The sequence below is a fragment of the Chlamydia sp. 12-01 genome (genome assembly GCF_042234205.1).
Taxonomy (GTDB): domain Bacteria; phylum Chlamydiota; class Chlamydiia; order Chlamydiales; family Chlamydiaceae; genus Chlamydia.
The window spans coordinates 688179-713189 of record NZ_CP114174.1 but is presented as its reverse complement, the minus strand read 5'-3'; the positions used below and the strand labels follow the sequence as shown (position 1 = coordinate 713189).

The following is a 25011-nucleotide window of genomic DNA, read 5'->3' as shown; positions in this document are numbered from 1 at the left end:
CAAATAATAAAAAGCAATCGATTTCAAAAGTAAAAAATCATATTACATGATTAATTATCAACGACTAGGGTCTATCTTTTAAAACTGATTGCTCCGAGTTAAAGACCTATGGTTTTAACTACACACGACATGATCAGGGCATTCACAAATACTTCCCCACAATTCCCTTTGCCGATAGTTCTTATCCAATGAACCATAAACTAGGTAATTAGAAGAAAAATGATTATAAATAACAACTCCGCGAATAAGAGAAATAATACTCACAATATAGAGACTAAAACCTATAACACCTGTTGTTACTGAACCCAATACCATCCCCACGATACTACAAATCACTCCGAAAATCACAAAAACGATAGAGAAGACTATACAAATACGCTCTGCTAAAGGAAACTCCTTCCACAAATTGATCTGTCGTTGATTTTGCATACATACGTGTGTAGTAGATGCTGTTGCTATAACCATTATCTTCTCTAGCTTTGAGAGATCAAAGCATAAACTAAAATTCAAAAAAAAACTATTTAGTTTATCATTTTTTACTGTCGTCGATTTCTACGTACTAAATCCACCATGATTATGATATTTGCTATCAAGACTATCATGCATATGAATAGATTTATTGTTTGTGATACCGCTAACACATCTCCTGTTTTCCAAGATGCGGAAGCATTGTGCAATTGATTAGAATATACACCCGTATCTGTAGTAGAGTTTGCTCTCAACAACGTCCGAGGAACGTTTATAACTATACCATTTAAAACACCCACTGCAAATGCTAGAAACATTCCATGCGCAGTGCCCATCATCATCTGCACAGAGCTTATTCTATTTCCTTCTTCAGAACGCACAATAACCCTAGATTCTTCAGACGATCCTGTCAACCTTTGTAAAATTGATCTCTGAATACGCCCACGCAGTCCACCTAAACAGTTTCTGAATACCTCCATAAAGAGGACACTACCAGTTAATGTTGATGCTACGACAAATATAGCAGGTAAAATCGCAGGAGTTCGTCCGTACCTTCTTAAACAGTTAATATTGTCAAGTAGAGTCACCAAGAGAATCAAAGGCATCGCACTATGAGCTACTAATCTTACACTTCTAAACATATCCCGAACAGAACGACGATTTGTAAGCAAAAGAAGTAAGTAACGAATTAAATTTATACTGTAGCCACACACAATCACATAAGAGACGTTAACATCTGGATGATCAGTAACAGAAAGAATGATGCACTCTTGCAACACACCACTAATTCTAAATATACTGAATATACTCGACAAAACAATATCGGTTGCTGTTGTTGGAACGAAGTTAAACTCCGCTTCAGCAGAAGTATCTCCCAATTGTAATAACTCAGTTAATCTCTCAAGTGCTCCATCCCCACGACCGATTTCTACTAGAGAAACTTGACTTGAAGCTCTCTCGGCATCTATTTCGGGGGGGGGGGGGTTCCTGCTAAACGCAAAGCCCAAAGGTAGCTCGGACAACGTAAACTTGGCAAAAATAAACCCTCCGCTCCTGCTGAGTAAGAAACAGTAGTCACATTAGCCTGTGTAAATCCATCAGAATCTAAAAGAGTGGAGACATCTCCAGACACTCTAAAATGATGCACGTTAGGTCCTCTCACGTATACTGTAGGAGCAATGCCAATCACATAAATTCTATCTGCATATGGAGAGTGGTCTAATACTTGCTGAATTACAGCACCACCATCTCCGTAAAATATAATTATATGTTTCCTACCTTCATTTCCTGAATGAGAGAAGAAATGATCCAGAGAATCTAACAACGCTTGACACAGGGGACTAAACTGGGAAAAAACAGGTCTTCTAGATAATCGAGAACACCAGCCTCCTGATCCTGAATTATACAACATGCGCACAGGCACGTTACGCACTTCGCTAACATATAAAGATTCAAGCTGTGCTTCGGGTAGCGTTTGAGCACTACCATTAATGTAGGTAACGTCAACATCATATGCTGCAGGCATTTCTCTATTTTGATCATAAATACTTACAGCTTCAAATACGTCTGAGGATTCCGTGACAAATGGTCTAGGACCCCCTTGAATAAATAGATTTACTTGTTCAGTAGTCTGTTCAGGAAAGTGTTGCTCGGTATCATCAGAATTCGTTTGCGAATTTTCTAAATCGATACTTTCTAGATTCGGACTGCTGCCAAGATCGACAGGCAAAACCATAAAAACATCCAGCCAGATAGGCAGATATAGGTGTTCATAAACTCTCCTGCCAAGAAAAGGACGGTCCTATTTCCCAGCAAGTCTCTGTGCTGCGCGGAGCACTTCATTCTGTAAAATCAAACCTAGAGATGTTTCCACGACGACATCTCAATACTTTATTCTTATAGAAATCCAATCTATATAAAGTGCTTGAGATAAACGAACTTACATACTGTGATTAATATAGTAATTCGTATCTGTGAAAAAATTGACACAAGGTTTTGATTCATTATCAATATTTTGTCCAGAGTTTTTTCAAAAAATCACTCTAGCCATAAAATAAAAAAAGTATCTGCGAAAGACATCACAGATACTTTTATAAGCTCACTAAACTATGGTGTTTGTTATTTATCTTTTATGTACCACCATATCCCTAGCATATTTCTCGCGTTTCCACGCGAGCTCTTTATCTGTCTTTTCTTTCTGCCAAGCAAGAAGATCTCTCTTAAATTCTAATTCTCTCTCTCGCATTTCGAGATCTTTATAGGCATATTCCATATCTTTAGAATGTCGATAATAGCGCCAAATCTGGGCTATTTCATCGAGTTTTTGTAATAAAACATCGAAGGAAAGGTTTTCGTTATTTAAATCTTCAGAAGGAACATCCAGACAAGAGAAAATATCTCTACAAGCTTGTAGAATTTTCTGTCCTGAAGGAGATTCTTTCATCAGTTCCACAGCTTGTTGATTGCTTTCCAATTCTATATTCTCATTTTTACACACGAGAACAAGATCACGATATAAATCCTGACCTTCTTCCACTAGAACTTGAAATAAAGAATCTAGCTGATCAGCTAAAGCTTCTCTATCCCCATCACTTATAGAATCAAAGCAACAATCTATTCTAGAATTCTGCTTTTCGACAGGTTCTTGCACAATAGTATCCATGTTTTCAGCAAAAATATTGCTGCAGCATAATAAAGGCGAGAATGCAACAGTTAAACTATAAATAAAAAATCTCTTAATCATACTAACTCTTATTCTTCCTTAATTTGAATCAACTCACTCAAATTCAGATGTAGTATAGGAAATAAAAAACGAAAAAGCAAACAAATGCTAAAAAAAACAAACTTGCTATTTGTTATAAATAAAACTACAGAAGTTAAAACAAGTAGCACTGAATTTAATGTGTCTTACGAAGAAAAAGCTTAAGAACATCTTCTCAACACCTTTTTTGATTCGATAGTGGTATTCTTATCCTCTACAGGATTATGCATACAGAAAATATGTAGGACACAAGAGATCGATATATATACCACCGAGATAAACATCAGTATAGCATGATAGATAAAGGTAGAGAATCGTGTTAGCCCTATTTTTGATAGAAACTTATAGATTCTATCCAATTTGAGTATTTCTAAAATGAAATTCAAGAAACTTAATTTACAAATTGTCTGACTTTGATCACTTTTTAGTGCAGCTACAGGTTGAACAGACCGAATAGGTGGTATAGGAATTTTAGTATGTCGATACATCTGTAATTGAGTAGAGAAAGGCGCTAACGAACAAAAGAAAATGTGACATAAGTCATTTAAAATCAACAGGAAAGAGTTGTGAATTTTCGTAATACAACTCATTAAAAATGAGTGTTTCTCCCCTAAAAACTATGTATGAGCATACTCATATGTTTGTGACCATTGCGACATTTTTCGTACAAATATTGGCAAGGATTCTGCATTTTGCAGATCTTTAATCGATAGAGGTAAGCGTAATACACTATGTGCAATATCTTGCTTGTAAGCAAGCAGTGCTTTGATAGCGATGGGATTGGTTGTTTGACTCAGCCAATAAGAGAGCTCATGCCATATTACTGAATTATTCTTGTTAAGAGGGTCCTCTACATAGTTATGAGATTCTCTTGGCCAACCATTAGATAAAACAGAAATTAATCCTTGTGCTCCACATTGTTGCATGTGTGGCCATAAACCATCATCCCCACAATAAAGAACAAGGTTAGGACTTATGTGTGCATATTCTCGACATCTATCAATAGATCCTCCGGAATCTTTCACACCATAGAGAAAAGGATGCTCAGATAAAGCGCGCACTGTTTCTGAATATAGTATTGTTCCCGCTCTGGAGGGAATGTTATATAGAATCGCGGGCTTATTTGTAACATTTAAAAGAGATTCAAACCAAAGAGTCTGACCATGAATTCCTGGCTTAGCATAAATAGGACTGGTGATTAAAAAGCCATCAATAGGATAAGACTGGCATATACGTATCCATTCTGAAGCCTCATGTAATGAGGTGCCAGATACACCAATAATTATAGGAACCTTCAAACTTAAGGAACATGCAAAGGAAACAATCGTTTCCTTTTCCTTTACTGTTAGGGAGAGGTTTTCTCCTGTACTCCCAAGAAGGATAACACCATTACCTTCTTTTTCTTGAGGACGTAACAACTTTTCAAAACTCAGAAAATCTATAGCGTAATTAGGAAGGAAAGGTGTGACAGATGCAGTGAGTAATTTCATAATGATCAATCGTTATACTACAGAGAATTTCTGCTTAACATAATCATTATGGAGTTGTTCTACAATATTTCCTGCTAGATTTTCAGGTACGACTAAACTTAATGCCATACAACTTTGACAGCAACAAAATACAGGCGAAGGATAATTCCTTAACTTTTCTGTAACAGTTGTTACAACTTTTGTTGAAGCTAATCCAGAACCAATCATAGTTATCAAAGCTAGGTCATAGAGCATATGCACCGTACCTATACTTGATAGCTTACAATAAAGATCTCTAATAACATCCTCAGAAACATCATCATCATCGGTCGTAAAAGATACCGTACTATCTTGAGACGTTATCAATCCAGGAAGGACACGATAAGTATCTAGTATAGGTAAAATCTTATCCAAACTTACGGCTCCTATGCCACCGCAATCTACTGACCATAAACGTTGATGCTGACGTAAAGATAATGCTTTTACACGTGGTTCGTACCCTACAATCTTATCCATAGCATAGATCCACGTACCTCCTTTAGAAACATCAAATGTTGAGGTCACAAAAATAGGGATACCAGCCCGCACACAAGGAGAAAGCATGGGAGGATAGAGAATCTTAGCACCAAATGTGGCAAGATTTTGCATTTCTTCAAAACTCAACTCTGGAATGAGTTGTGCATCTTCAATAATCCTAGGATCCATGGTATAAATACCATTAACATCAGTATAAATACGCACTTCCTTAGCACTACTCATCTCTGCAATTAAAGCACTAGAATAATCACTTCCTCCTCTACCTAATAAAGTCGTTTTCCCTGAAGAATTGGCTCCTATAAATCCTTGGGTGATATAACAAACATTATTTTGGAAATGGAGTGTCTGCCAATTTGTATGCATGCGAGAAACATCTGGAGTTGCACGGCCATATTCATCATCTGTCAATATGACAGTTCTAGCTTCTAAAAACTCTACAGAAAAATTTTTGCTATAACAGAAGGCTCGGAAGAGAGAAGCCGATATATCTTCACCTACAGCAAGAATCTCTGCACGATTACTAGGAGAAATCTCTTCCTTATCTATGCAGTTATTTAACTTTTCTATCCAGGGAGATATGGAAAATGCAAGTTGTAGATCATGAATTATCTCATTATGCTTCTTTACAATATCAAGAACGATTTGTTCACGATATTCACTAGAAACAGAACAAAACATATCTAATAGATCTGTAATACCCGCTACAGCACTAACAACAATAAACTGTGGTGTATTCTTACAGATAATATCGTATACCTTTTTAATACTTTCTGCGGTTCCTAAACTCGTCCCACCAAACTTGTACACTACTGGGGGCATGCATATTCTCCAGAATTCTGAAAACAGTAGTTGTGCATATTCATCAATAAAGCTCCTGCAGCTCCCCGCACAAGATTATGTATCAACACATTCATCTTTATTGTTCGGGAGTCTCCTCCATAAGTAATAGGGCCTATATGTACACGCATATCATCATCTGTAAGATCCTTTCTTGCCTGTGGATGCCAAGGAGAATCATAAAGCTTATACGTCCCAGGAAACTCTGTATTCCTACAGTGATAGCAATAAAGAATATCTTTAATATCGATAGAATCAAGAAAAGTCACATGTAAAGTTAATGTATGTCCGTAAACTACAGGAACACGATGTACAGTAACTGCTATAGGAAAATCTGCAGGCTCATCACACTTTCCTAAAATCTTTAATGTTTCTCTAAGAATTTTCTCCTCTTCTCCTACTATATAAGGAATCGTATTCCCTAAAATATCCATAGAAGAGACTCCAGGATGCCCAGCACCACTTGCTGATTGCAGGGTAACAATATTTACACGATCAATACCAAATTCTCTCAGAGGAGCCAAAGCTAAAGCAATACCGGAAACACAACAATTAGAATTTGTAATGATTCTTCCCTGAAAGGGTTGCTTATCTACAAGCTGAAGATGTTCTTGATTGATCTCAGGGATGACAATAGGAACAGAGGGATGCATCCTATAAGCTGACGCGTTAGAAAAGATTAATTTTCCCTTAGATAAGCAATACGTTTCTAAAGATTCTGCCACGACCTCTGGCAGGAAAGATACTATAACATCAGACTCAATCTCTTCGATTCTACGGATGGGCACGTGCTTCATGCTTTCTGGCATAGGGCCTAAAGACTCCTGCCACATACACACAGAACCATAAATCTGACTACATTTTGTCTCGGAGGCAACAACTTCACAAATATGCCAAGGAAACCATTGATGCAAGAGAGCTACAAATTTTTGACCTACAAGACCAGTAGCTCCCAAAACAGCCACACGCATGTGTTGCCTCCTGAAATCATACTATATCATCCCTGATAATGAATAAGAAAGCAGGTCAACAAAACAGCTACTTAATCTAGAGTGTCGACAACGCAAAATACGTACGCCTCTTATTTAAAAATTAAAGAATCTTAGAGGCCGCATTGTAATAACCGTTTTGTTTTTTAAGCAAGAACTGTTCGTTTACACAGAAACCTTTAGCCCTACTTCAGGTCCATAACATCCAGGAAGCGGAGATTCATCCGTTAACCAATCTAAAATCCTTAAGACTCCCTCTGCAAAAACTTCTCGTGAAAATACTGTATGCCGTATAGTAATTTGCTCTTTATCACTGATAAAAGCAACTTCATGTTCCCCGAAAACATTCCCCACACGTGATGCATGTAATTCGATATTTTTCATATTTTCACAACTAGGACCAACACAATATTCTTGCCGCCATTCTTTTTGCTTAGCATCACAAAGAATAGAGACTAGTTCCTTAGCTGTTCCAGAAACAGGATCTTTCTTACCCCGATGATGTACTTCTGCAACTCGAATATCATAAGTATCATCAAATACCTGAGCAAGTAAAGCTGACAGACGTTTTTGCACATAAGCACCTAAACTCGTATTTGAACAGATAATAACAGGAACATGCATAGCTAAATGCTGTAATTTCTCATCTATAGAGCAAGATTCAGCGGGCTTTGTTGTAGCAAAGATTAAGGGTTTAGGATTAGAAAGTAGGGCAATAAGAAGCTCTTCAGAGAAAGATGAAGAGGAAAAATCCACAAGAACATCATTATTCGTTATCACAAAATCTAAGGAATGAGAACTCTTTCTAGAAAATCCCGGGCCTAAGGTAAAACGTGTTGTTGAGCTCAATAGGGCACTCAATAATGTACCCATTCTTCCCGAACATCCAACAATACCAACGCGCATATATCCTCTCAAAATTCAGAAAAAACACTACTATTTTCAACCCTGAGAGATACCAGCTTTCCCTCGACAAAAATCCTAAAGGACTCTAGAATTTAAATCTCTTTGATTCTTTTCAATATGAATCATTCCTTATAATTCGTAATAATCAATATAAATAGAAAGCTTTTTAATTAAAGTAGATCTTAAACTATAAACTTCCGATCATCTATGGCTTACCATATTGCCACAATACTTTCTAATTCTGAAAATTATCCGGAAGCACTTTTAAATTCTCGACTTGATTTATGGAAGGCTCATTGTCCCCAAGTTTTCTTTGAGTATTTAGATGTCCTACATTTAGTTAAAGGATCAGCCATAGATTTTGACCACATCAACAATATCTTATCGTCAAAATCAGGATTTACATTATCGCCAATACAAGATTATCTTCCGGCGCATAATTACTTATTTGAGTTGAGTCAAAAGCATTTCCCTATAGCTATGCAAATGCGTACATTGGATAATGATGGCTTTTCAATTCTTCCTGATCTTATTCACGATTTATTCTGCCATGTTCCTTGGTTACTACATCCCGAATTTATAAAGTTCTTCTCAACTATGGGACAACTATTTATAAAAGCTATACGAAGAGCAAAAGATATCTATCCTATCGAAGATCAACCACGAATCCTCAACAGCAACATCCTTGCCATCTCGCGATGTTTTTGGTTCACAACAGAAAATGGGCTTATTGAAGAGCAGGGAAAAAGAAAAGCTTATGGAGCCGCTATATTGAGCTCTACTGAACAATTATCCTATACTTTTAACAATAACGTATTTGTCTCTCCATTTAAAATCGAGCACATTATACAACGTCCTTATGATCCAAATTCCCTACAAACAACATTCTTTATCATTCGTGACTTCAGTGAATTAAATGATATTTCAGAAAAAATGAACCTTTTTCTAGAGCAAGGGCAACTTGATTTTATTGTTTTTGGTCCTCATGACATATATTATCAAGATATCACTTACTTTTTAAATGAACATGTCCTTCCGTAAAAATAGGATGTTTTTCAACCTATCACTTACTTTTTCATTGATTCTGATCCTATCGAATCTTGTCGCAGCTTCTAGACTCATTATCACACCTTACTTTACTATTCCTGGAGGCCTGCTTTTCTATCCCGCAACTTTCGTCATTTCTAACATTGTAAATGAGATCTTTGGTCCTGAAAAAACCCGTCGTATGGTCTTTTCCGCATTTGCCGGTAATATTCTCTCTTTAGTTTTTCTCCAGATTATCTCTCTACTTCCAGCATCTTCTCTAGAAGTCTCAAATGCTTGGCATATCTTATTTGATATTAGCCCAACAGCATTTATAGCCTCGTTCGTTGCTTTTGCTACGTCTCAACAGCTAGACATCACCTCTTTTAACTTCTTTAAACAACGCTTCCCTAAATCCCCTGCATGGATACGTAGTAACGCATCCTCTATGCTCTCTCAAATAGTTGATACCCTCATTGTTGATTTTGGGGTTGTTTACCTGGGGATGCACCTCTCCTTTACGAAAACCTTACAAATCATGACTTATTCTTATCTTTACAAAATTTTCTTTAATATAGTCACCATACCAGTTTTTTATATCGGAATAAGAAAATTCTACATCAATTATAAAGACAACATAAAAACACAATCTGAGACTTTAGTATAAAATATGGGCATATTATTAAAACTAAATGATTTTTTTTGTTAGAAGAGTTATAATTTTTTCGAAAAAATAAAAAAAACAGTTTTTATGGCCAATTTTCTTCTGTCCCCACCAAATACACAACCGGGTTCGATTTATACTTTATATAATCCCTCCCCACTTCTTCCTAAAGAAAAAGGAATCAAATCTGGGGATAAAAAAAATCCTATCACTGGCCCTGGATCCTTTGATAACGCCTCATTTCTAAGTAAACTAGCCAGAGTCATATTGGCGGCCATACTGATTATTATTACACTAGGATTAATTCTATGTTTTGTGTCTATAGATAACCTCTCAGATCTTAATTTCGATGAAACCCACTCTGACCACCCAAAATACTCATATTCTTTACACCCCCCTTATGAATATGATCCAACATCATTCAATGTGGAACCAGAAATCAGATTTGCGTCCTGGGATGGAGGGCAAATTCTAACCCACTTCCTGCGATTATCTGAAAAATATCCAAATCTATTTGTCCCCTCTCTGGTAACAATATCTACTTATTTCTCTTTGGAACGTAATATTTTCTCTGATCTCCACCTTTTTAATCGAGATACTCGACAATTTTTAGATCAACCCGATCTAAATCAATGCCATCATACTGAATTGACTAGTTATCCACATTTAGAGGGGAAAAACTGTCAGAATTTTCGTATACTTGCCTATCCTATGTGGCACCATCCTATGGCCGAAACTGAAGACGAAATGATAAATCGAATGCTGTCAACAGCACAAAACGGATACGCAGGGATATCCCATTGGACATCAGTAATTATAAATTTAGATACAAGAGAGATTCTTTATTTTGATAGTCTCGCACATTTCATACCGAGTGCTACACTTGATCCAGTATTAAATTCGATAGCAACACGATTAGGGAAACATTATCCAGATAATACTAAAACCTCTACACCGTTTACTATAAAAAAGATTGTAAGAACTGCGGTACAAAAAGACGGTTCATCCTGTGGAATCTGGACTTCTTTGTTCCTTGAAAGATATTTAGAAAATCCTGATTATGTAATTCCAACTATGGGATATACAGAAACACAAAACTATGTACAGGCATTCTTAGACACCATTCCCAAACGCCCTCTAACTCAAGCTTCTCAGCGTACGCACAATGTGTTAAAACTTATATGTATAAATCCGTCCGACTAATCCGTTATCTGGTAACTGCTTTCTTTTTATTTTCCTCCACCTGTGCATTAGTAACAGCAGAGGAAGATAATCCTTGCATTATACTTACTGGAGCCTCGGGACAATTAGGATCAGATATCGCGCATTATCTTCACAATCGAGGTTACTATTTACTGCTTATTGGAAGACAAGATAGCAAACTCCAAGTATTACACGAGAAATATCCTAACTCCTCAACTTTAGCCATAGACTACTCCAATTCAAAATATATCTCAGATTATAAGAAAACACTTAAAGAGTTCGATCGTCCTATTCAAGGGTTGGTTATTTCAACACCCCGTCCTACTTGGGGTAGCGTTTTACAGTCTTCGGAATTTTGGGAATCTACACTACAAACAACATTCATAGCACAGACAGCCCTAATTCAAGCAACTCTTCCCTATATGAGTGAGCAAAGTGCTATTGTTATTATAGGAGGAATTACATCAGTTCAATACCTACCCACCTACGGACTCTCCTGTTTGATTCGAAATATGTGGACAACATACACCAAAGTCCTTGCTCATGAATTAGGTCCACAAGGAATTCGTGTAAATGTTGTCTCTCCAGGAATTGTACACTCCCCATTTCATGAGAAAAGAATCCAAGAAAAAGCCAGGATAAACCACTCAAATTATACAGAAGAGTATGAAAGAGAAATCGAATCTATACCTCTACATCGTCACTGCGAACCAGAAGAGTTGGCAAAAACCATAGAATTTCTTCTTACACCATCCTCCTCCTTCATTACAGGAGTCAATTTACTTCTAGATGGAGGATTTACCTCCTCTTTGAACTAACCAAGATTTTCTGATTTAAATTAGTTAATTTTCCGAAATTTAATGAAGTAATAGGGAAGTTTTCAACACAATCCTATCGAACTCGTTTATTAATAAGTTAGTTTAGATTTTAAACGAAAAAATAATATATCTTCCTTATTTTAAATATTTTAACGTAGTCTTCAAAAACCCGTTAATATTGACTTTCTTCAGATTCTGTGTTAAGAATTGTCTCCTTTGTCTACATTTTCAATCTCTTTCTAGGAAAATACTATTTATGAATGAATGTCCTGAACAATGGTCATTAGAAGCTATTAAAGAAGTATACGACACACCTGTTTTTGAATTGATTCATAGGGCGAACGCTATACTAAGAAGTAACTTTCCCCATTCAGAATTACAAACTTGTTATCTTGTCTCGATAAAAACGGGGGGCTGTACTGAAGATTGCGCCTACTGTGCACAATCTTCTCGTTATCAAACTAATGTCAAGCCAGAACCAATGATGAAAATCACCGAGGTTATGGATAGAGCAAAACACGCTGTAGACTCTGGAGCTACACGTGTATGCTTAGGAGCCGCCTGGAGAGAGGTAAAGGATAATCATCAATTTGATCGTACTTTAGAGATGATCAAAGGAATTACAAACATGGGCGCTGAAGTTTGTTGTGCTTTAGGAATGTTAACCGCTAGCCAAGCAGAAAAACTTTATGAAGCAGGTCTCTACGCCTATAATCATAATTTAGACTCTTCCGAAGGATTTTATAAAACTATCATCACCACAAGAAAATACGAAGATCGCTTGAGAACTTTAGATGTGGTTGAAAAGTCTGGGATTAGCACATGTTGCGGAGGGATTGTTGGTATGGGGGAAACTGCTGACGATCGCATCGGACTACTTCATACCTTAGCCTGTAGAGAACGCATGCCAGAATCTGTACCTGTGAACGTCCTCTGGCCTATAGAAGGAACTCCCTTACAAGATCAGGAATCTATATCCTTTTGGGAAATACTACGTACGATAGCTACAGCACGTATTGTGTTTCCTCATTCTATGGTACGCCTTGCTGCAGGACGTGCTTTTCTATCTGTAGAACAGCAAACATTATGTTTTATTGCTGGTGCGAATTCTATTTTCTATGGAGAGAAGCTCCTCACTGTGGATAACAATGATATGAATGAAGATACCGCAATGCTGAATTTACTTGGAATGCGTCATCGCCCAGCATTCTCAATGAAAAGAGGGCAACCATGCCAATCTGCGAACTGCTAACAGAAAGATTAGAGAAACAAAAATATAGAAATACGTATCGAACTCTAAAAACGACTTCGGCAACTATAGATTTCACATCTAATGACTATCTGGGTTTTGCTAGATCATTAGAATTGAAACAAGCATTCTCTGATACATTAGATCATGCCCACTCCTTAGGTTCTACAGGATCGCGTCTTCTCACAGGACAATCTCTTTTAGCAGATCGTGTGGAACAATATATTGCTGCCTATCACGACAGGGAAGGTGCATTGATATTCAATTCTGGCTATACAGCAAATTTGGGATTAGTCTCAGCGTTAGCCTCTCAAGACGATCGTGTGATTCACGATATACACATCCATGCTTCTATTCATGATGGAATCCGTCTTTCCAGAGCTCAAGGAATTCCCTTTCGTCACAATGATGTTGATCATTTAGAAAAACGTTTATTACAACCACATTGTGGGCAGACCTTTGTCTGTGTAGAGTCTGTGTATTCTCTACATGGTTCTGTAGCCCCCCTAAAAACTATTTGTGAATTATGTAAAAAGTATTCTGCTCATCTTATTGTTGATGAAGCACACTCTATAGGTGTCTTTGGAAATAAAGGTGAGGGACTTGTAGCTGCTTTAGGATTGCAAAATGATGTTACAGCAACTGTGTATACTTTTGGAAAAGCTCTGGGAATTCATGGTGCAGCTGTTATGGGAAGCTCTGTCCTTAAAGACTATCTGATTAACTTCTCGCGTCCTTTTATCTATACAACTGCTCTACCTCCTCATGCATTTACAATGATAAACCTCGCTTATCAATACAATGAAACAGCTGTGGATCTTAGAGAAAATCTCCAAAAGCTAATCGCCTATTTCCGAGAGAATGCGCAACATATGCAGCTGCCTATACTTCAAGATAACATCAATACTCCGATCCAGCCCTTACACATACCAGGAAGCAAACAGGTACGTGCTGCAGCTAGTGAACTACAAAATTCTGGATTTGACGTACGCCCCATTGTGAGCCCCACAGTAAAACAGAAAGAAGAATTATTACGTATCTGTCTTCATGCATTTAATACAAAAAATGAAATCACAGAACTTTTGAATAAATTATACGATATCCAAGACAACTTATGCATATCATCGTAGCAGGAATTGATACAGAAGTAGGTAAGACCTTCGTTAGTGCGATCTTAACTACTTTACTTCACGCAGAGTATTGGAAACCTATACAATTAGGATCCTTAGAGCGCTCTGACAGCTCTATAGTTCATGAACTTTCAGGAGCTTTATGCCATAAAGAAGCTTATCGATTTACCTATCCTCTAGCAGCACATCAAGCAGCAAGAATTGATAACATTCCTATTTACGAAGACTGCATCTCCCTACCAAAAACACAAGCTACTTTGATCATTGAAACTTCTGGAGGGTTTCTCTCACCCTGCACACCAAATTTCCTACAGGGAGATTTCTTTGCTAAGTGGCCATGCTGCTGGATACTTGTTAGCAAGGCTTACTTAGGTAGCATCAATCATACATGTTTGACAGTGGAGGCAATGCAAGCAAGAAATCTAAATATCCTAGGAATGATTCTTAATCAATATCCTAAGGAAGAAGAAGATTGGTTACTTAATACAACAAGACTTCCTTTGTTAGGACGCTTAAATTACGAAAATACCATTTCCAAAGAAACAGTGCAAAACTACGCAAATCTGTGGAAGGAAGCTTGGAAATCTAAAGAAGGAAAGTTATGCCTACAGATATAAAAAACTTACCTAAACAAAAAACACATTCTAAAATATGGCATCCTTTTGCTCAGCCTGGATTAGATCATGATCCTATTCATATTACTCGCGGAGAAGGTGCTTATCTTTATACAGAATCTGGAACCGCTTATCTCGATGCCATATCTTCTTGGTGGTGTAATCTTCACGGGCATACACATCCCTACATTGCTAAGAGAATCTCTGAACAAGCACATCAATTAGAGCATGTAATTTTTTCTAATATCACACATTCTCCTGCTGAAGAACTTTCTCAAAGACTTACTGAAATACTTCCTAAAGGTTTAGAACGTTGTTTCTTCTCTGATAATGGTTCCTGTTCCATAGAAGTAGCTATGAAAATTGCTCTACAATACTTCTATAATCAGGGAATAAAGAAAACACGTTTTGTTTCTTTGAAACATGGCTATCACGGAGATACTTTCGGAGCCATGTCCGTAGTAGGACCTGCAGATATAAACAAACCTTTCCAAGCCTTATTCTTTCCTACAGACACTATAGATCCACCTTACTATGGAAAAGAGGATATTTCCATACAACAAGCAAAAGCTCTATTCTCTACTGGTGAAATTGCAGGGTTTATTTATGAGCCCGTTTTACAAGGTGTTGCTGGTATGCGTATGCATAATCCTGAAGGATTAAATGCCATTTTAGAGATCGCTAAACACTATAATGTGTTATGTATAGCTGATGAAATTCTTACAGGATTTGGACGCACGGGACCTTTGTTTGCTTCGGAATATATGCAAACAGCTCCTGACATCCTATGTCTCTCTAAAGGCTTAACAGGAGGATTTTTACCTCTTGCAGTAACTGTAGTTCGAGAAGAAATTTATCAAGCCTTCGTTTCTAAAGATCGTAAACAAGCGCTTCTTCATGGTCACACCTACACAGGAAATCCTCTAGGATGTGTAGCAGCTCTAGCTTCTCTAGATCTCACGTTATCTTCTCAATGTAGACAACAACGTGAAATGATTGAGAATTGTCATAAGTATTTCCAATCACATTATGGAGCACATTGGCAACGCTGTGATGTTTTAGGGACAGTGCTTGCTATAGATTACCCGACATCTTCATTAGGATATTTCTCTAATCTACGTGATACACTCTATAACTTCTTTATAGAAAATCATATAATTTTACGTCCTTTAGGAAATACCATTTACGTGCTTCCTCCCTACTGCATCCATGAGGAAGACCTTCATAGAATTTATCATTATCTCCAGGAGGCCCTATGCTTACGAGTACAATAAAAACATTTGCATCCTGTGCAACACGTTGGCAATCTGTCCTTAAGAACATAGTTGCCTCTGATGATTTACACAGTAAATGGATCAACACACTATCGTTTCTAGAGAACTGTGGAGCGAAAAAAATCTCTGCAAGTGAGCACCCTACACAAGTGAAAAGGGAAGTATTAAAACATGCTGCTGAAGAATTTCGTCACGCTTTTTATCTGAAAACACAAATATCAAGAATCTCTAATGAACCCTTTCTTGATTACTCTTTGGGGCAAATGCTCGGTACTTATGGAATAAAATATTACCTACATCTTCTAGATTTACGCACGTGTAAGGTACTCAAAAATCAGTACCATCTTTCTGGACAAGCACTAAAGACTACTGCCTATGTACTTGTAACATCTGCTATAGAGATGCGCGCCTCTGAACTCTACCCTATCTATCATAATATTTTAAAAGATGCGGGAAGTAAGATCACAATAAAATCAATAATCTTAGAGGAACAAGAACACCTGGCGGAGATGGAATCAGAATTAGCAACAATACCTCATGCAAAAGAACTTCTCTCCTATGCTTGTGAATTTGAAAGTACCTTATGCTTACAGCTGCTAAGTTATTTAGAACAACTCACAGAAAAGACCTGCACAGTTTAGTCCTGGGTAAATATTACATTTTCTTAGACGATAAATGACGATTCAGGCAAGCTTTTTGGAAAACTAAAGTAAGTTAGCCAAAATGCTTGCTTATAAGATCTCCCCCTCCTCTATCTCTGGGAATGTTTGCATTCCTCCATCGAAGTCTCATACTTTACGAGCAATTTTTTGGGCTTCCGTATCTCATGGCACTTCAGTAATAGATAATGTTTTGGAATCTCCTGATTCAGAAGTAATGATTCGAGCTTGTGAACAGCTTGGAGCAAAGATTCATAAAAGATCCACATCTCTTGAAATTATAGGAACACCCTGCCTTAGTTTGCCGAAAAATACAATTATTGATGCTGGGAGTTCGGGAATTGTTTTTCGTTTCTTCACAGCATTCGCTGCGATTTTTCCTGAAAAAATAACAATTACGGGATCTTCACAACTACAACGACGTCCAATAGCCCCTTTAATTCGAGCTTTAGAAAATTTCGGAGCCACTTTTTTTTATGAAGCAGAACCTTATAGTCTACCCTTTTCTGTTTTAGGACCCATTTCATCGGGATATACTGAAGTTATAGGAGAGGATTCGCAATATGCCTCAGCACTCGCAATGGCATGCTCTTTAGCAGAAGGTCCCTTCTCCTTTACTATAATCAATCCTAAAGAACAACCCTGGTTTAAATTGACCTTATGGTGGTTAGAACAATTAGCTATTCCCTATTCACAATCAGAGAACACCTATTCATTCTTAGGAAAAGCTCAACCTGAAGCTTTTTCCCACACTATTGGGGGTGATTTTAGTAGTGCAGCATTTCTCGCTGCTGCTGCACTACTTTCTAAATCCCCACACCCTACATACTTAAAAAATCTTAATATCGATGATGTCCAAGGAGATAAGGAACTATTCTTTTTGCTTCAACAACTTGGAGCGAATATTGTTTTCGAAAACAATACAGTTATTGTTTTTCCTTCAACATTCTCTGGTGGGAATATAGATATGGATCCCTTTATTGACGCTCTCCCTATTCTTGCTGTTCTCTGTTGCTTCGCTACTTCTCCTTCACATCTATACAACGCTCGAGGAGCCAAAGATAAAGAAAGCAATCGCATTATTGCAATTACTGAAGAATTACAAAAAATGGGAGCCTGTATTCAACCTTGTCACGATGGTCTGCTCATTAATCCTAGTCCTTTATATGGAGCTTCTATGCGTTCCCATGATGATCACAGGATAGCTATGGCTTTATCTATAGCGGCCATGTATGCCTCTGGAGACAGTACTATCACTGATATTGAGTGCGTAAAAAAAACTTTTCCAAATTTCGTACAGGTTCTAAACTCCTTACACACAAATATTCAGGAATATCATGAACCTATTTCTATGCGGATTGCCGACAGTGGGCAAAACCTTATTGGGTCGTGCCCTTGCTAACTATCTATCAACTTCTTTCTTTGATGTTGATGATTTAATTGTAAGTAACTATGGCAACAAGCTATATTCCTCAGCATGCGAGATATTTCAAGCTGTTGGAGAAGAGAAATTTACATCCTTGGAAATAGAAGCTCTACATTCTTTACCCCTAGATAACGATATTGTAGCTTTAGGTGGAGGTACAATTATGCATCAAAAAGCCTATGACATAATTAAAGATAGAGGGACGTTGGTCTATCTATCTCTTCCTATTACTGAAATTTATAAGCGGCTCTTGAAACGTGGTCTTCCCGAAAGATTAAAACGGGCGCCAAATGTAGAAGAAATTTTGCAACAACGTATAGATCATATGCAGCGTGTAGCGAATTATAGTTTTCCTCTAGATCATGTAGATCTCTTGGATGAACATTCATTGTTATCCGCGTGTAAATCTCTTAATACTTTACTAAATCAATGAGAAATCGATTCGGTTCTTTATTTTCTCTAACCACGTGGGGAGAATCTCACGGACCCTCTATCGGGGTTGTTATCGACGGTTGCCCCGCGGGTCTACTTCTTGATCCCGAAGATTTTATTCCCGCAATGTCACGTAGATCTCCAGGAAGACCCGGGACATCCCCACGTAAAGAAGCAGATATTGTTCATATCCTTTCCGGAGTATATCAAGGAAAGACAACGGGAACACCCATCGCACTTCAAATTCTCAACACTGATATAAAAAGTGATCCGTATCACAAGCAAGATGATCGTTACCGTCCTGGTCATGGGCAGTTTGCTTATGAGAAAAAATATGGTATTGTGGATCCCTTAGGTGGAGGAAGATCATCTGCTAGAGAAACAGCGTGCCGTGTAGCAGCAGGTGTCATTGCAGCAAAATTGCTTGCCCATTATGATATTTATTGTTTGGCCTTTCTATCTAGTGTAGGAAAAGAATCAACTGAAGAATATCCGGAATTTTCTAAAGAATTTTCGCAAAGTATCTACAACTCTCCTTTCCTTTCTCCCCTCAATAACAACTCCATTCTCCAAATATTAACTGACCTACAAACCGAACAAGACTCTTTAGGAGGTGTGGTATCTTTTATTACTTCTCCCATTCATGAAAGCCTTGGCGAGCCGGTATTCAACAAAGTGCAAGCAGTTTTAGCCTCAGCACTTATGAGTATTCCCGCTGCTAAAGGATTTGAAATCGGATTAGGATTCGCTTCTGCGGATAGGTATGGGTCAAACTATATTGATCCATTTACTGTTATAGATGGGAAAATTTCCATGGGGTCAAATAACTGTGGAGGCTCTTTAGGAGGAATTACTATAGGGATGCCTCTCAATGGACGTGTAGCATTTAAACCAACATCCTCTATTAGGAAACCTTGTCTCACAGTAACAAAAACTGGAGAACCTACTATGTATGCTACACACAAAGAAGGTCGTAATGATCCTTGTGTGGCTATAAGAGCAGTGAGTGTTGTAGAAGCTATGGTGAATCTTGTTCTTGCTGATTTGTTATTACAACAACGGTGCACCAGGCTATGGTAGAGAATTTCATCTCCGATCCACACAACGTTAAGCTTGTGGAAAATTTCTTCAACAAGAAGTTATTTTCTTTAATATCCATAGATTACCCAATTGTAATTATTAGTGATCTTTATGTAGCAGAAGAAATTCTTCCTCCTATTTTAGATTTCATAGACTCTCTCGGCTACAAAGTAATCTTACTCACATTTCCTCCTGGAGAAAAAAATAAAACATGGGAAATCTTTATTTCTCTACAAAATCAGCTCGTTGATCAAGATGTTTCTTTAGGGTCTACAATTATTGGTATTGGTGGAGGTATAGTTTTAGATATGGCGGGATTCTTGGCTTCTACATACTGCCGAGGAATTCAACTATTTTTAATTCCCACCACGATGACAGCGATGATTGATGCTTGTATTGGAGGAAAAAATGGCATTAACCTACGTGGATTAAAAAACCGCCTAGGAACTTTTTATTCTCCAAAAGATGTATGGATATGTCCCGAATTCTTAGCAACATTACCAAAAAAAGAATGGTTTCATGGGATTTCTGAAGCTATAAAACATGGGTGTATTGCTGATGCTTATATCTGGGAGTTTCTTCATAACTATAGTGACATGCTCTTTTCCTCTCGGGAAATTCTTAACGAATTTATTAAAAGAAACTGCCTGATCAAGGCGGCCATCGTTGCTAAAGATCCTAAAGATAAAAATTTAAGAAAAATACTTAATTTCGGTCATACGATTGCTCATGCTATAGAAACATTATCTAAAGGATATATCCCTCATGGATTAGCAGTTAGCGTAGGAATGATGTTAGAAATGAAAATTTCTTTAGAGTCAGGGATCATGAAAAATCCTTATCTCATTGAGCAGCTATACAATCTATCTAAGCATTTTTATCTACCTACAACTCTTGAAGAACTACGAAATCTTATTCCTCAACATCTTCACAATGGATTTTATAACCCTGAAAATATCATTCACACTCTCGGCTATGACAAAAAAAATCTATCTAAGAAAGCTGTCAGAATGGTTATGATAGAACATTTAGGACGAGTTGCTCCATATAACGGTGCCTACTGTGCAACACCAAAAATGGATATCCTTTATGAAGTTCTAAAAAGTGAATGCCATGCTATGTGCAACAATTAGCGGTCCTTCTTTTTCTGAAGCAAAACAACAGCTTCTATATTCACTACCTCTAGTGGATAGCATAGAATTACGTATCGACTATCTTTTATCCCTATCACCTAATCAGCTGAAACATTTGGTCTCTTTAGCAAAGAAACCCATTCTTACGTTGAGAAAACATACTAGCTTTTCTGAAACAGTATGGGTAGAGCGTACCATGGAATTAGCAAAACTACAGCCTGACTACCTTGATATCGATAAAGATTTTCCTAAAACAGCTTTAAAAAGGATCCAAAACCAGTATCCTGATATAAAAATTATTCTTTCATATCATAGTGAAACTTCGGAACATGTCCCAGATATTTATAATAAGATGCTCAAACAACAAGCACATCATTATAAAATTGCTATCACATCAACAAAATCTATAGACACCCTTCGCTGTATACAGATAAAGAAATCCCTTCCAGAAAATACTACATTACTTTGTATGGGCAATGAAGGCATCGCTTCTCGTATCCTGTCACCATTAATAAAAAATGCTATTAATTATGCTTCAGGGATAAACGCCCCTAAAGTAGCTCCTGGACAACTCTCTATAGAAGATCTATTAGCATACAACTATTCTAATCTCTCTTCTGAAGCAAGTATTTATGGTCTTATTGGGAATCCTGTAGATCGTAGTATTAGCCATCTTTCCCATAACAAACTATTTTCAGAATTACAGCTTCAGGTAAGTTATATAAAAATTCTGTTATCCTCTCACGAACTTAAAGAATTTTTCTCCTTAGCTCGTGATCTTCCTTTTCGAGGACTTAGTGTAACTATGCCCTTGAAAACCGATGTTCTTGATTATATCGATATTCTTGATACTTCTGTAAAACATTGCCAATCTTGCAATACCTTAGTTTTCAACAATAATAAGATTACGGGATATAATACAGACGGTTCAGGACTATTGAACCTTTTGAAACGCAAAAATATTGCCTTACAAAATACACATGTAGCTATTGTAGGCTCTGGAGGAGCAGCAATGGCTATAGCAACAACATTTGCTGATTCGGGAGCTCATATTAGCATTTTCAACCGAACAGAAGCAAATGCTAAAAAACTCGCTGAGCTATGTAATGGGAATGCATTTCCTTTAAGCTCTCTATCAGAAAATCATAATGTAGATATTCTAATTTTATGCCTCCCTCCTAATGTAGAAATCCCTGAGGTCTTCCCTCCTGTAATTATCGATATCAATACATTACCTAAAGAAACTGCCTATACTAAGAAAGCTAAAAATCAAGGATGTCAAATCCTCTATGGATACGAGATGTTTGCAGAGCAAGCTTTATTACAATTTTCTCTATGGTTTCCTAAAAAACTCTCCGAAGAAGATAGCAAGAGATTTCGTATAAGCGTAGAAAATATCGTTAATGCCATGTAAAAAATCCTTATTTTGCTTTATGCTTTCCAAAATTTTTTATTCGAAAGCATATGCAAAAATACTGGCTATTTCTTTTTTTCCTCTTCCCTCTAGTTATTCATAGTAGCGAAACTACACGTTATGTTGAGGTGAAATCTATCCACGAAATTGCAGGTGATATCCTTTATGATAGCAGCGACTTTTGGTTAATATTTGATCTCGATGATACTTTATTGGAAGGTGCTCAAGCATTAACACAATCGTTATGGCTACAAAAAACAATAGAAGGATTTCAACAATTGGGACTTTCTGAACATGAAGCTTGGGAAACTACTTATCCCTATTGGGAAAGTTTTCAGGAAAAAGGATCTGTAAAAACTATAGAGAATGCTATACAGATCCTCATCACAAAGATCCAAGAAAAAAAGAAAACACTCTTTGCTTATACAGAACGTAAGCTCTCTTCAAAGAATATCACTTTACAACAATTAAAAAGCTTAAACCTAGTATTAGATAATACAGCTCCTACTCTATCTACCCAACTACCAAAAGGAATTCTCTTTTCTTCAGGAGTACTATTCGCAGAAGAACTCCATAAAGGACCGGGACTACAGCTATTTTTAGATGCCATTGATGCCCATCCCGAAAAAATCATTTATATTGATAATCATAGGGAAAATGTTTTGCGTATTGGTGAGTTATGTAAATTAAAAAAAATTTCTTATCTGGGTATTACCTATACAGCTCAAAAGTTCCTACCCCCAGTGTATATTCCTGAAATCTCTAAGATTCAATATACATACTCTCAAAAACTCCTCAGCAATGAAGCCGCTGCCTTACTCCTAAGACACCAAATGACAGAGTAATATTGAGATAATAAATTCTCCACTTCCACCAAAAATGATGGCATAAAAAAACTTTTTTTTTTTAGAGTCACAACAAAGAGCAGCATATCTTTTCTTTTGGTAGTTCATGGCGTCTTTTCGTTTTTCTCTATTAACCGCTCTATGTACTTACGGTATGTTGACGATGCCTGCTTACGGGATCGACCCAAATCATCCTGAGCATCATCATCATAAATACTCCGAAAGATTGAAAAAGAGTAATGCTGAAGATTCTGATACCTCCTTACCTTCAACATCAGAATCATCTGAAACCTTAAGCCAAGAACCTCGTCGTCACATACTTACCCCAGTACGTAATGTCTTAGAAGATCACCCTTGCGATGAGGGGCTGTCTATCTCAAAATTGTTGTACTCGATAGAAAAAGAGACCAACTCTCAAATATCTGTGGATTTTACTATTCTCCCTCAATGGTTTTATCCTAAAAAAGGTGCCCTAACAGCAATCGATGAAAAGCAGCCTACTTGGCAATTTTACATGAGTCCTAGCGTCTCTTGGCAGCTATATAATAGCCCTACAGCAGGTGTAGGAAGTATTGATTTTTCCTATACGTTAATACGTTATTGGAGAAACAATGCACAAAACGCCAATAACGCTATAGGCATCGCCGGTGGAATCAACGACTATAGTTCTCGAGCGAATACATTATCCCAACTTACATTTTCTCAGACATTCCCTGGAGATATGCTTACTATTTCTCTAGGCCAATATAGCTTATATTCTATTGACGGAACTTTATACGACAATGATCAGCAATCTGGGTTCTTAAGTTATGCACTATCACAAAATGCTAGTGCAACCTACTCCTTAGGTAGCGTTGGTGCTTATGTACAATTTACACCTACGCCTTCTATAAATATTCAAGCTGGTTTTCAAGATGCCTATAACATTTTAGGTACCTCTTTTGATGTCTATAACCTGACAAGGAATCGATACAATTTCTATGGTTACTTTTCCTGGGCTCCACAAAGTACACTGGGTAGTGGCCAATATTCCGCATTAATCTATTCTACAAGGAAGGTTCCACAGCAGCCTACACAAACAACAGGATGGTCGTTGAACTTCGGTCAGCACCTAGGAGAAAAACTTTACATATTTGGAAGATGGAACGGAGCTACAGGAACGGCAGTAAATCTAAATCGTTCTTATGTTCTTGGATTAGCATCGGCAAATCCAATTAACCGTAATCCTCAAGACCTTTTAGGGGCTGCTTGCTCAATGAGTAAAGTCAATCCTAAAGTTGTTACAGAGAAAAAAATTCGCAAATACGAAACTGTAATAGAAACATTTGCGACTATTGGATTTGGACCTCATATATCCTTAACTCCAGATCTACAAATCTATATTCATCCAGCACGAAGACCTGATAAACGTTCAGCTAAAGTTTATGGCGTCCGAGCTAACTTCTCTACATAAAATCCTATCACTTCATATCTTCAGGAGTTTATACATGCCTTACGGGACACGTTACCCAACATTAGCCTTCCATACGGGAGGAGTAGGAGAATCCGATGATGGAATGCCTCCTCAACCTTTCGAAACTTTCTGCTACGATTCTGCCTTACTCCAAGCAAAAATCGACAACTTCAATGTTGTTCCCTACACATCAGTTCTTCCCAAAGAACTTTTTGGAAATATCTTCCCTGTGGACCAATGTGCAAAATTCTTCAAACATGGTGCCGTCTTAGAAGTAATTATGGCTGGACGCGGAGCTTCTACAGTAGCAGGAACTCAAGCGATCGCTACAGGAATAGGTATTTGCTGGGGACAAGATAAAAACGGCGAACTTATCGGTGGATGGGCTGCAGAATATGTAGAGTTTTTCCCTACGTGGATTAACGATGAGATCGCAGAATCCCATGCAAAAATGTGGTTAAAGAAATCCTTACAACATGAATTAGACCTTCGCTCTGTTGTCAAACATAGTGAATTTCAATACTTCCATAACTATATCAATATTAAGCAGAAATACGGTTTCTCATTAACTGCATTAGGGTTTCTCAACTTTGAAAATGCCGATCCGGCAACAATTAGGTAAGG

23 protein-coding genes and 1 pseudogene are annotated in these 25011 nt (G+C 37.4%); 17 read left to right on the top strand and 7 right to left on the bottom strand.

Going from position 1 to position 25011, the window contains the following annotated elements; genetic code table 11:
• Window positions 1-114 precede the first annotated feature (114 nt).
• The 7 genes and pseudogenes from O1W69_RS03115 to O1W69_RS03085 all read right to left on the bottom strand — a co-directional run bounded on the left by O1W69_RS03115 (window position 115) and on the right by O1W69_RS03085 (window position 7967).
• Window positions 115-465 carry a hypothetical protein gene (locus tag O1W69_RS03115; protein ID WP_375793117.1) on the bottom strand — a complete coding sequence of 117 codons (351 nt, stop codon included), beginning with the start codon at window positions 463-465 and terminating at the stop codon, window positions 115-117.
• A 71-nt stretch (window positions 466-536) separates the two neighbouring features.
• A pseudogene (locus tag O1W69_RS03110) lies at window positions 537-2203 on the bottom strand (DUF687 domain-containing protein).
• A 387-nt stretch (window positions 2204-2590) separates the two neighbouring features.
• A complete protein-coding gene (locus O1W69_RS03105) occupies window positions 2591-3211 on the bottom strand; it encodes a hypothetical protein (RefSeq protein ID WP_375793116.1) in 621 nt (206 codons plus the stop codon).
• A gap of 635 nt (window positions 3212-3846) precedes the next feature.
• A complete protein-coding gene (dapA, locus tag O1W69_RS03100) occupies window positions 3847-4719 on the bottom strand; it encodes a 4-hydroxy-tetrahydrodipicolinate synthase (protein WP_375793115.1) in 873 nt (290 codons plus the stop codon).
• A gap of 12 nt (window positions 4720-4731) precedes the next feature.
• Entirely contained in the window at window positions 4732-6054 is a 1323-nt protein-coding gene (locus O1W69_RS03095) for an aspartate kinase (protein WP_375793114.1), read from the bottom strand.
• On the bottom strand, window positions 6042-7043 hold the full coding sequence (gene asd, locus O1W69_RS03090; protein ID WP_375793113.1) for an aspartate-semialdehyde dehydrogenase: 1002 nt from the start codon (window positions 7041-7043) through the stop codon (window positions 6042-6044). Before asd ends, O1W69_RS03095 begins: the two co-directional genes overlap by 13 nt.
• A gap of 183 nt (window positions 7044-7226) precedes the next feature.
• Window positions 7227-7967: a 4-hydroxy-tetrahydrodipicolinate reductase gene (locus O1W69_RS03085; protein ID WP_375793112.1), complete on the bottom strand. Its 741-nt coding sequence runs from the start codon at window positions 7965-7967 to the stop codon at window positions 7227-7229.
• 207 nt (window positions 7968-8174) lie between these two features.
• Between O1W69_RS03085 and O1W69_RS03080 the strand changes: the two genes are divergently transcribed.
• The 17 genes from O1W69_RS03080 (at window position 8175) to O1W69_RS03000 (ending at window position 25009) form a co-directional block, all read left to right on the top strand.
• Window positions 8175-9008: a phenylalanine 4-monooxygenase gene (locus O1W69_RS03080; RefSeq protein WP_375793111.1), complete on the top strand. Its 834-nt coding sequence runs from the start codon at window positions 8175-8177 to the stop codon at window positions 9006-9008.
• On the top strand, window positions 8995-9660 hold the full coding sequence (locus tag O1W69_RS03075; RefSeq protein ID WP_375793994.1) for a queuosine precursor transporter: 666 nt from the start codon (window positions 8995-8997) through the stop codon (window positions 9658-9660). The genes O1W69_RS03080 and O1W69_RS03075 overlap by 14 nt, the downstream gene beginning before the upstream one ends.
• An 84-nt stretch (window positions 9661-9744) precedes the next feature.
• Window positions 9745-10860 carry a Ulp1 family isopeptidase gene (locus O1W69_RS03070; protein WP_375793110.1) on the top strand — a complete coding sequence of 372 codons (1116 nt, stop codon included), beginning with the start codon at window positions 9745-9747 and terminating at the stop codon, window positions 10858-10860.
• Entirely contained in the window at window positions 10839-11678 is an 840-nt protein-coding gene (locus O1W69_RS03065; RefSeq protein ID WP_375793109.1) for an SDR family oxidoreductase, read from the top strand. Before O1W69_RS03070 ends, O1W69_RS03065 begins: the two co-directional genes overlap by 22 nt.
• 256 nt (window positions 11679-11934) lie before the next feature.
• Window positions 11935-12930: a biotin synthase BioB gene (gene bioB, locus O1W69_RS03060; RefSeq protein ID WP_375793108.1), complete on the top strand. Its 996-nt coding sequence runs from the start codon at window positions 11935-11937 to the stop codon at window positions 12928-12930.
• Complete coding sequence (locus tag O1W69_RS03055) at window positions 12909-14057, top strand: aminotransferase class I/II-fold pyridoxal phosphate-dependent enzyme (protein WP_375793107.1); 1149 nt, start codon at window positions 12909-12911, stop codon at window positions 14055-14057. The genes bioB and O1W69_RS03055 overlap by 22 nt, the downstream gene beginning before the upstream one ends.
• Window positions 14042-14674: a dethiobiotin synthase gene (bioD, locus tag O1W69_RS03050; RefSeq protein ID WP_375793106.1), complete on the top strand. Its 633-nt coding sequence runs from the start codon at window positions 14042-14044 to the stop codon at window positions 14672-14674. The genes O1W69_RS03055 and bioD overlap by 16 nt, the downstream gene beginning before the upstream one ends.
• Complete coding sequence (gene bioA / locus O1W69_RS03045) at window positions 14659-15945, top strand: adenosylmethionine--8-amino-7-oxononanoate transaminase (protein ID WP_375793105.1); 1287 nt, start codon at window positions 14659-14661, stop codon at window positions 15943-15945. Before bioD ends, bioA begins: the two co-directional genes overlap by 16 nt.
• On the top strand, window positions 15927-16586 hold the full coding sequence (locus O1W69_RS03040) for a hypothetical protein (protein WP_375793104.1): 660 nt from the start codon (window positions 15927-15929) through the stop codon (window positions 16584-16586). The genes bioA and O1W69_RS03040 overlap by 19 nt, the downstream gene beginning before the upstream one ends.
• An 82-nt stretch (window positions 16587-16668) precedes the next feature.
• Complete coding sequence (gene aroA / locus O1W69_RS03035) at window positions 16669-18006, top strand: 3-phosphoshikimate 1-carboxyvinyltransferase (protein ID WP_375793103.1); 1338 nt, start codon at window positions 16669-16671, stop codon at window positions 18004-18006.
• Entirely contained in the window at window positions 17942-18463 is a 522-nt protein-coding gene (locus O1W69_RS03030) for a shikimate kinase (RefSeq protein ID WP_375793102.1), read from the top strand. The genes aroA and O1W69_RS03030 overlap by 65 nt, the downstream gene beginning before the upstream one ends.
• Window positions 18460-19542 carry a chorismate synthase gene (gene aroC, locus O1W69_RS03025; RefSeq protein ID WP_375793101.1) on the top strand — a complete coding sequence of 361 codons (1083 nt, stop codon included), beginning with the start codon at window positions 18460-18462 and terminating at the stop codon, window positions 19540-19542. The genes O1W69_RS03030 and aroC overlap by 4 nt, the downstream gene beginning before the upstream one ends.
• Window positions 19536-20675, top strand: a complete 1140-nt coding sequence (aroB, locus tag O1W69_RS03020; protein ID WP_375793100.1) for a 3-dehydroquinate synthase — start codon at window positions 19536-19538, stop codon at window positions 20673-20675. The genes aroC and aroB overlap by 7 nt, the downstream gene beginning before the upstream one ends.
• Complete coding sequence (locus O1W69_RS03015; RefSeq protein ID WP_375793099.1) at window positions 20656-22089, top strand: bifunctional 3-dehydroquinate dehydratase/shikimate dehydrogenase; 1434 nt, start codon at window positions 20656-20658, stop codon at window positions 22087-22089. The genes aroB and O1W69_RS03015 overlap by 20 nt, the downstream gene beginning before the upstream one ends.
• 50 nt (window positions 22090-22139) lie before the next feature.
• Window positions 22140-22934, top strand: coding sequence for a DUF2608 domain-containing protein (locus O1W69_RS03010; protein WP_375793098.1), 795 nt, complete (start codon window positions 22140-22142; stop codon window positions 22932-22934).
• 106 nt (window positions 22935-23040) lie between these two features.
• Entirely contained in the window at window positions 23041-24387 is a 1347-nt protein-coding gene (locus O1W69_RS03005) for a carbohydrate porin (protein WP_375793097.1), read from the top strand.
• Window positions 24388-24421: 34 nt separating this feature from the next.
• Window positions 24422-25009 carry a pyruvoyl-dependent arginine decarboxylase gene (locus O1W69_RS03000; protein ID WP_375793096.1) on the top strand — a complete coding sequence of 196 codons (588 nt, stop codon included), beginning with the start codon at window positions 24422-24424 and terminating at the stop codon, window positions 25007-25009.
• Window positions 25010-25011: the final 2 nt, after the last annotated feature.